This is a genomic window from Streptomyces sp. NPDC059003 (genome assembly GCF_042740445.1).
Lineage (GTDB): Bacteria > Actinomycetota > Actinomycetes > Streptomycetales > Streptomycetaceae > Streptomyces.
Genome location: NZ_JBHYJH010000266.1, coordinates 1 through 8,566, shown reverse-complemented (window position 1 = coordinate 8,566; position 8,566 = coordinate 1). Strand labels below are relative to the sequence as shown.

General features: G+C 75.8%; 7 protein-coding genes and 1 pseudogene. 1 reads left to right on the top strand and 7 read right to left on the bottom strand.

Annotated features, from left to right (window positions below; all coding sequences use genetic code 11):
- Positions 1-782 precede the first annotated feature (782 nt).
- The 7 genes from ACFWZ5_RS42855 to ACFWZ5_RS42825 are packed head-to-tail and all read right to left on the bottom strand — an operon-like array spanning position 783 to position 8,174.
- The gene (locus ACFWZ5_RS42855; RefSeq protein ID WP_384892503.1) at positions 783-2,165 is read right to left on the bottom strand and encodes an alkaline phosphatase family protein; all 1,383 of its coding nucleotides are present in this window, start codon (positions 2,163-2,165) and stop codon (positions 783-785) included.
- A complete protein-coding gene (gene eboE / locus ACFWZ5_RS42850; RefSeq protein WP_384794761.1) occupies positions 2,162-3,331 on the bottom strand; it encodes a metabolite traffic protein EboE in 1,170 nt (389 codons plus the stop codon). Before eboE ends, ACFWZ5_RS42855 begins: the two co-directional genes overlap by 4 nt.
- Before the next feature lie 3 nt (positions 3,332-3,334).
- On the bottom strand, positions 3,335-4,183 hold the full coding sequence (locus tag ACFWZ5_RS42845; protein ID WP_384794759.1) for a TatD family hydrolase: 849 nt from the start codon (positions 4,181-4,183) through the stop codon (positions 3,335-3,337).
- Positions 4,183-4,842, bottom strand: coding sequence for an EboA domain-containing protein (locus ACFWZ5_RS42840; protein ID WP_384794757.1), 660 nt, complete (start codon positions 4,840-4,842; stop codon positions 4,183-4,185). The genes ACFWZ5_RS42845 and ACFWZ5_RS42840 overlap by 1 nt, the downstream gene beginning before the upstream one ends.
- On the bottom strand, positions 4,826-5,833 hold the full coding sequence (locus tag ACFWZ5_RS42835; protein ID WP_384794755.1) for a sugar phosphate isomerase/epimerase family protein: 1,008 nt from the start codon (positions 5,831-5,833) through the stop codon (positions 4,826-4,828). Before ACFWZ5_RS42835 ends, ACFWZ5_RS42840 begins: the two co-directional genes overlap by 17 nt.
- Complete coding sequence (locus ACFWZ5_RS42830; RefSeq protein ID WP_384794753.1) at positions 5,830-6,933, bottom strand: SCO3242 family prenyltransferase; 1,104 nt, start codon at positions 6,931-6,933, stop codon at positions 5,830-5,832. The genes ACFWZ5_RS42835 and ACFWZ5_RS42830 overlap by 4 nt, the downstream gene beginning before the upstream one ends.
- Positions 6,930-8,174: an inositol-3-phosphate synthase gene (locus tag ACFWZ5_RS42825; protein WP_384794751.1), complete on the bottom strand. Its 1,245-nt coding sequence runs from the start codon at positions 8,172-8,174 to the stop codon at positions 6,930-6,932. Before ACFWZ5_RS42825 ends, ACFWZ5_RS42830 begins: the two co-directional genes overlap by 4 nt.
- A gap of 107 nt (positions 8,175-8,281) precedes the next feature.
- On the opposite strand from ACFWZ5_RS42825, the pseudogene ACFWZ5_RS42820 reads away from it, so the two are divergent.
- A pseudogene (locus tag ACFWZ5_RS42820) lies at positions 8,282-8,566 on the top strand (hypothetical protein); the annotation flags it as partial.

The window sequence follows — 8,566 nt, the reverse complement described above, 5'->3', positions numbered from 1 at the left end:
CCCCGCAGCCGGCCCGCCCGGCCGGTGAGGCCGGGCGGGCGGGCTGCGGGGGAACAAGGAAGCGGTGCGGGGGCCTTGGGCAGTGCCAGGGCCCGGACGAAACGAGAAGAGGCCCGTCGGCGTCTGCGAGGGCTCGAAGAAAAGAAGGAGGGGCCGGTGTGCGGCTCTTGCCCGGCCGGCCCGGGCGGCGGCGCGTGGTCCGCGGCCGCGGGGGGCGGTTTTGGACATGCAAAGGGCGCGGAAATCGTGACACATCCCGGTGGCCCGGGCCAAGCGCCCGGCCTTGGCGCCCCAGTCAGACTCAAGGCGTTCTGTTCCACGCCTCCGCACCCACCCCCCCGCCCCGCCCCCCGCCCCGCACCCGCCCGGCGGCCGTCTTCGTGCCGGGTGCGGGGTGCGGGTCTGCCTCCGGCGGCAAGGGCCCGCGCGGCAGGGGGTGCTGCCCGCCCCGGGCGGCGGGCGTTGGCACGGTGTGAGGGGCAGGCGGCGTTGCTGGGGGAGGAGACCCGCACCCCCTGCCCTCACCCTGTCGCCGCCCGCCGCCCGCCGCCCGCCGCCCGCCGCCCGCCGTCCGCTGTCTGCCGTCCGCCGTCTGCTGTCCGCGTGCGCTGGTGGCGGGCCTGGGGGTGTCTGCGGTGGTCAGCGGCCAGGCCTGGCCAGGCCGGGCCAGGCCTGGCCCGGCCTGGCTCAGGGGCTGGTCAGGGTCGTTTTGGGGTGCAGGTTTGCTGCCGCGGGCCCCGCCGCCGGGGGGTCTGTCTCAGGGGCTGGATCCTGGTTGTGTGTCAGGTGAGGCCGGCCAGGCGCAGCAGCAGTGCTTTGACCTGGGTGGCTTTGAGGGTGCCGGTGACTTCGCCGGGGCGTGAGCACAGCAGCAGCGGGCCGTCCTGGGGGCGTTGGGGGTGCAGGCCGTGGCTGCCGCGGACGGGGGAGGGGTCGAGGGGCACGACCGCTATGCGGTAGCGCAGGCCGAGTTTCTTGCGGGCCAGGGCGCTTGCTGCTTTGAGTTTCACATACGGGTCGAGGGGGTCGAGGAAGAGTTCGGCGGGGTCGTAGCCGGGTTTGCGGTGGATCTCCACGAGCTGGGCGAAGTCGGGGGCGTGGGCGTCGTCGAGCCAGTAGTAGTAGGTGAACCAGGCGTCGGGTTCGGCGAGTGCGACCAGTTCCCCGGCGCGCGGGTGGTTCAGGCCGTGTTCCTTCTTGCCCGTCTCGTCCAGCAGTTGTCCGACGCCGGGGACGTCCTGCAGCAGCCGGCGTACCTGGGCGAGGTCGTCGGGGCGCTGGATGTAGATGTGGGCGATCTGGTGGTCGGCGACGGCGAAGGCGCGTGAGGCCATGGCGTCGAGGTATTCCATGCCGTCCTGGGTGTGGACCTCGAGGAGTCCGGCGCGGCGCAGGACGCGGTTGAGGTCGACGGGCCGGCTGACCTCGGTGATGCCGTACTCGGAGAGCACCACCACGGTGCGGCCCTGCGCCTGGGCGTCGGCCAGGAGCGGGGCGAGGGCGGCATCCAGGTCGGCGGCGGCCTGGTGGGAGCGGGGGTCGTTGGGGCCGTAGCGCTGCAGGTCGTAGTCGAGGTGGGGGAGGTAGGCCAGGGCCAGGTCGGGGTGGCGGGTGGCGGTGATGTGCCGGGTGGCGTCGATGATCCACTGGCTGGAGACGAGGTCGGCGCCCGGTCCCCAGAAGTGGAACAGGGGGAAGGTGCCGAGTTTGTGGGTGAGTTCGTCGTGCAGGGCCGCCGGGCGGGTGTAGCAGTCGGGTTCCTTGCGGCCGTCGGCGTAGTAGACGGGGCGGGGGGTGACGGTGATGTCGGTGTCGGCGCCCATGGCGTACCACCAGCAGATGTTGGCGACGCTGTAGCCGGGGTGCGCGCGGCGGGCGGCGTCCCAGAGTTTGTCGCCCGCCACCAGGCCGTTGTGCTGGCGCCACAGCAGGACGTCGCCGAGCTCGCGGAAGTACCAGCCGTTGCCGACGATGCCGTGCTCGGCCGGCAGGGTGCCGGTCAGGTAGGTCGACTGGGCGGCGCAGGTGACCGCGGGCAGCACCGTGTCCAGGGCGGCGTGCGAGCCGCCCCGGGCGAGCCGGGTGAGGCGGGGCATGTGGGCCAGGAGCGCGGGGGTCAGGCCCACCACGTCCAGCACGAGCAGGGGCGTGGGGGCGCCGGTCACGGCTGCTCCTTGAGTCCGAGGTCGGTCAGCATGTCCTTGGCCAGGCGCAGTTCGGCGGCGATGCCGTCGGCGAGCTGGGCGTGGGTGGCCGGGCGGGCGGCGGCCGGCAGGGCCTGCCAGGTGTAGGTCTCCACCTCGAAGTGGGTGCTGCGCGCCACCGGTCCTGCCACCAGGTGGGCAAGGGCGGTGCGCAGCACCTCCAGGGTGGAGGTCAGCGGCGGGGCGGGCACCGCGTGCAGGGGCAGGTGGAAGTGGGCGCGCCAGGGCACCTGGGCATCCAGCACCCCGCCGGCCAGCGCCTCACCGAGGTCGTCGGTGCCCTGCACAGTGCCGCCCGCGCGGGCCCGTACCTGGTGCAGGAAGCGCGGTTCGTCGAAGGCGGCCAGTGCCGCCCGCACCGAGGGGTCGTGGGGGTGGGCGGCGTGCAGGGCCGCGGACATCTGCACCTTGACCACCGCGATCCCCGCCTCATCGAGGGCGGCCAGGGCGTGGGCGGGCTCTTCGAAGGCGGTGGCGAGGTGGCAGGTGTCCAGGCACAGCCCGATGCGGTGGGCGGGCAGGCCGGCCAGTGCGGTGAGCGCGTCGGCGGTGGTCTCCACCACACAGCCCGGCTCCGGCTCCAGGGCGATGCGGATGCAGCGGCCCGTCTCCTGCTCCAGTACGTCCAGGCGGCGGGCGAGGTCGTGCAGGGCCTGGTGGGCGGCGCGGGCGGCGCGGTCGGTGAAGCCGGTGCGCCAGGCCAGCGGCAGGGTGGAGATGGAGCCCTGGCTCACGTCGTCGGGGAGCAGGGCGGCCAGCAGCCGGGCCAGGTCGCTGGTGTGGGCCAGGCGCGCCGGCTCGCTCCAGTTGGGCCGGTAGACCCGGTACTTGACCACCTGCGAGCCAAATCCCTGGTAGGGGAAGCCGTTGAGGGTGACGACCTCCAGGCTCAGCCGGTCCAGTTCACTGCGCAGGCGGCGCAGGGCCGCGGGTTCGGTGTTCAGGGCGCGGACCGCGTCGCGGGCCAGCCACAGGCCGATGCCCAGGCGGGGCCAGCCCAGGCGGCGGCGCACCGGCCGGCAGTGCTCGGCCAGCTGGGCGAGCACGCCGTCGAGGGTCTCGGCGGGGTGGACGTTGGTGCAGTAGGCCAGGTGCACGGTGGAGCCGTCGGGGTGAATCAGGCGCACGGCTCATTCGCCCCCGCGGGCCAGGGAGTTGCCCTCGTGCAGGGCGGCGGGGGCGGGCCGCTCAAGGGCCAGGCGGCCGCTTTGGCCGTAGAAGGCGACCGGGTTGCGCCACAGCACCCGGTCCACGTCGTCGTCGTCGAAGCCCGCGGCGAGCATCGCCCGGCCGACCCGGCAGGTGGTGAGCGGATCGCTTCTGCCCCAGTCGGCGGCGGAGTTGACCAGGATCTGCTCCAGGCCGTACTCCTTGAGGACGGCGACCATGCGGTGCTCGTCCATCTTGGTGTCGGGGTAGAGGGAAAACCCCAGCCAGGCGCCGCTGGCCTTGGCCTGTTTGACGGTGGTCTCGTTGAGGTGGTCGAGCAGGACGTGCCCGATGGGCACGGCGGAGTCGGCCACCACGTCCAGGGTGCGGGCCAGCCCGGCCAGCTTGTCGCGGTGCGGGGTGTGCACCAGGACGGGCAGGCGGTGGCCGGCGGCCAGCTCCAGCTGCAGGGCCAGCGCGGTGTCCTCGGCCGGTGTCATCGCGTCGTAGCCGATCTCGCCGACGGCGACGACGCCGTCCTTGACCAGATAGCGGGGCAGCAGGTCGAGGACGGGGGTGCAGCGCGGGTCGTTGGCCTCCTTGGGGTTCAGGGCGATCGTGCAGTGGTGCGCGATGCCGTACTGCGCGGCGCGGAACGGCTCGAAGCCCAGCAGGGCATCGAAGTAGTCGGTGAAGCTCTGCGGCGAGGTCCGCGGCTGGCCGAGCCAGAAGGCGGGCTCCACCAGCGCGCGCACCCCGCACGCGTACATCGCCTCGTAGTCGTCGGTGGTGCGCGAGGTCATGTGGATGTGCGGGTCGAAGATGCGCATCAGGCCTCCTGTGCGGTCAGGGCGAGCACATGGCGCAGGTCCTCAGGGACCGGCCGTGCGGCGGCGGTGCGCTCGGCGGCGAAGTCGCCCAGCATGCGCGCCAGTTCCCCGTCCCCGCGCGCCCGCTCGGCAAGCGCGGCCACGTTGCTGACTGCCACGCCGGTGAACAGGCATTTCAGGACGGCGTGGCGCCAGGCGTGAGCGGTCAGGCGGGCGCCGGCGTAGGGGCCGACGGCGGCGGCGATCAGCGCGGTGTCGTTGGCGCGCAGCGCGTCCTCGACCAGCGCCAGGCCCTGGTCGGGGGCCAGCGGCAGGTCGGGCAGGGCCAGCAGGACGGCGCGGCGCTCGGGCCCGGTGCCCTGTGCATACAGCCGGGCCACCGTGGCCGCGTCCGGGCGGGCCGTGCGCAGCAGCAGCACCCGGGCCCTCTCCGCCGCCTCGCCGAAGCCGCAGGCGCGGCCGGCCGCGGCGAAGCGCAGCTCCCAGGCGGGCACACCCCCACCCGCACCCCCACCCGCGGCAGCCGGGTCTGCGGTGGTGTCCGCGGCCGTGTTGGCGGTTGTGCTGGCGGCCGCGCGGGCGTCGGCGAGTGCGTCGTTCATCCAGGCGGTGCCCCGGGGGCCGAGGCGGTCCGGCCAGTGTTCATACGTGATCGGCATGCGGGTCTCCCTGCGCGGACGGGGCCGCGGACACGGCGGACGGGGCACAGAAGGCAGAGGAAACAGACGAGACAGACGAGCCAGACGAGACAGAGGGGGCAGAGGGGGTGGGGGTGGCGGGAGCAGCGGGGGCAGCGGGGGTGGGGGGCAGGGCGGCGAGTTGGGTGCGCAGGAACTCCAGGGAGGTGCGGGCCAGGTCGGGTCCGGCGTGGGAGTGGCGGGGCAGTTCGACCACGGTCAGCCCTTGGTAGCCGGTGGCGGCCAGGGCGGCGAGCACCGGCGGGAAGTCGATCTCGCCCTGGCCGAAGGGCAGATGCTCGTGCACGCCGCGCCGCATGTCTTCGATCTGTACGTGCCGCAGCCAGGGGGCCGCGGCGCGGACGCAGGCGGCCGGGGGCTCAGGTTCCAGGCACTGGCAGTGGCCGATGTCGAGGGTGAGGCCGAGCGGGGCGGGGTTGCCCAGCTGGGCGCGCAGGCGGTGGAAGTCGGCGAGGGTGGCGATGAGGTGGCCGGGTTCCGGCTCCAGGGCGAGCGGCACCCCGGCGGCGGCCGCGGCCTCGAGGACGGGGGTGAGGGCGTCGCCCAGGCGCTGCCAGGCGCTGTGCTCGCTGGTGGCGGCGGGCGGGGCGCCGCTGAAGCAGTGCACCGCGTGGGCGCCCAGGTCCGCGGCCACCTGCACGGCGGTGACCAGCAGCGCGGTGCGCGCCGCGCGCTGCTCGGGGTCGGCCTCCAGCAGGCTGGGGGCGTGTTTGCGGCGCGGATCCAGGAGGTAGCGGGCGCCGGTCTCCACGGTGACGGACAGTCCTACTGTGTCCAGCTGGTGGGCGAGGGCGGCGACCCGGCGGGCGAGGTGGGGGGCGAGCGGGTCCAGGTGCATGTGGTCCAGGGTCAGGCCGACGCCGTCGTAGCCGAGGTCGGCCAGCAGGTGCAGGGCGTCGATCAGGCGCAGGTCCCCCAGGCCGTTGGTGCCGTAGCCGAGCCGGATGCTCATGTGGGGCTCACCGTCCGGGCCAGCCGGCGGGCCACCGGCACCACCGCGGTCAGCAGCGCGGCGCCGGTCAGCGCGCCGGAGCGGGCCGCGAGCGCCGCCTGCAGCGGGATCAGTGCGCGGATGCCGCCGCCGACGGCCCGCTGGGTCAGCGGCGGTGAGGGGTTGAGGGCGGCGTGCAGGTAGGGCCGGGCGGCGGTGGCCACGTAGGCGCCGGCCAGGACGGCGGTGGCCCAGGCCTGCGGCCGCCGCCGCGCCGGGCGCGCCTGCCGCGAGGCGCCCGCCGCCCCCGGCGCGGCCGCTGTCCCTCGTACGGCCGTTGCCCCCAGCGCGGCCGCTGTCCCTCGCAGAGCCGCCGCACCCCGTACGGCTGTTGCACCCCGTACGGCCGCCGCACCTCGTACGGGTGTTGCATCCGGTGCGGCTGTTGTCCCCCGTGCGGCGGTGGCGCCGAGCGCGGCGGTGGTGCTGAGCGCGGCGGTGGCGCCGAGCGCGGTTGTGGTGGCGAGTGCGGCCAGCGGTGCCAGGCTCGAGCCGCCGCGGGCTTCGTTGCGGGCGAGGGCGGTGAGGGCGTAGGTGTGGGCGCCGAGCACGGCGGCGGGCGCCCACGCGCGCCGCACCGCCCGCAGCGGACCCCCGCCTGCCGCGGCGGGGTTGGCGCTGGCCGCGGCTCCCAGGATCAGGTCCAGGCCGCGGGCGGCGGCCATCGCGGCCGGGCCCGCCGGGGTGTGTTTCAGGCGCAGGTCGTAGGCCCACACGGTGGCGGCCAGGGCGGTGGCGGTCACGGCGGCGGGGCGGCCCGCGGCCCGGGCCAGGCCGAGGCCGGCGCCGGTCAGGGCGAGGGCGGCGGCCAGGGCCTGGGCGGGCGGGATGCGGCCCGAGGGCAGCGGCCGGTCGGGGCGCTCGCGGGCGTCCTGGTCCTGGTCGGCCCAGTCGTTGAGGGCCATGCCCGCCTCGTACAGGCACATCGAGGCCCCGGCGGCCAGTGCGGTGCGGGCCCCCAGCGGGGCGCGGCCGGCGGCGGCGCCGGCGAGTGCGTCGCCGGGGACGGTGCACAGGGCCGAGACGCGCAGCAGGTCGGCCCAGTCGCGCAGGCTGCTCACCGCGCTCGCCCCAGCGTTGCGGCGAAGGCGCACAGTGCCTGGTACTGCTCGGCCAGGGCGGCGGAGCCGCCGTCGGGGTCCTTGAAGTAGAAGCCGAGCGGGGCCAGGCTGCCGGCCAGGCCCGCCTGGTGGGCGCGGGCGGCCAGGCGGGCCAGGTCCAGCACGAGGGGGGCGGCCAGGGCGGAGTCGCAGCCCTGCCAGATGGTCTGCAGGATCATCCGCGAGCCGAGGAAGCCCTCGAAGGCGACGTGGTCCCAGGCGGTCTTCCACTCGCCCAGCGCGGGCACGTCGTCGATGTGCACCTGGCCCTGGGGCAGGTGGCCCAGAGTGTCGGCAAGGACCCGGTTCTTGCCCGCGTTCTTGGCCGCGGCGGCCGCGGAGTCGGCGAGCGCGGCCCCGTCGCCGCCGCCCAGCAGGTTGGTGCCCGACCAGGCCCGCACCTCAAGGGCGCGCTGGTGGAACATGGGCGCCAGCACCGCCCGCAGCAGGGTCTGCCCGGTCTTGCCGTCCCGGCCCGCATAGGGCACCCGCGCGCTGCGGGCGGCCTCGGCCAGGGCCGGGTGGTGGATCCCGGCCGACGGCGTGAAGTTCACATACGCACACCCCGCGCGCAGGGCGGCCGCGGCATACAGCGAGCTGGCGGGCAGCCCGCCCCCGCCCCCGCCCCCGCCCCCGCCCCCGCCCGTGCCCGTGCCAGCGCCCGTGCCAGCGCCTGTGCCTGTGCCTGGGTCTGGGTCTGGGTCTGGGGCGGTGTCGGGGGCGGGCTCGGTGGAGGCGACGTTCACCACGACGGTGCGTTCCAGGCGGTGGCGGCGGGTGAAGTCGGTGATGTCGGCGGCGAACGCCGCGATCAGCTCCTGGTCGGTGTGCTCCTGGCCGGGCAGCGGGCCGCCGGTGCGTATCTCCCCATCGGCGGCGGCCAGTTCCCCCTTGACCGCTTCCACCAGGCCGTGCGGCAGCACGCCCTGCTCGGCCAGGGCCTCGGCGCGTTTGGGCAGCGGCCAGTCGACGGTGTCGTGGCCGCCGAAGACCAGGGAGGAGAGGGCGGGCAGTGCGGCCGCGGTGAACGGCGGTGACTCGGTGACCATGCCCGTGGGCGGGTACAGGCCCGCGGCGAGCGCGGCGCACCCGGCGATGGCGGTGGTGGCCACGGAGCCGCGGGCCCCGATCAGCCACACGCCGGTGCCCGCTGCGCTCTCGCCGTCGGCGGGGGGAGCGGGGGGGTGGGCATGCTCGGACACGGCAGACCTCCTGAAGGGTTGCGTCGGTGGTGGCGAGCAGGGCACTGGGCGGGCCGCCGTGCGGCGGATCCGTCTTCGAGCGACATTGCAGGCGGTGGCGCGAAACAGTGTCAACGCGCCGCGAGCCGGGCTCCAACCCGGCTGAAGCTGCTCTCAAGGCCGGGCCCGGGCAGGCCCGGCCGCCGGCTTCCGCCAGCACCCGGCCGCCCGGGATCCGCCAGCACCCGGCCACCGGCCCGCGCCAGCACCCGGCCGCCCGGCCGCCGGGTTCCGGCAGCCTGCGGCACCGGCACCGGCACCGGCACCGCGCACCGCGCACCGGCACCGGCACCGGCACCGCGCGCCGGCACCGGCACCGCGCGCCGGCACCGGCACCGCGCGCCGGCACCGGC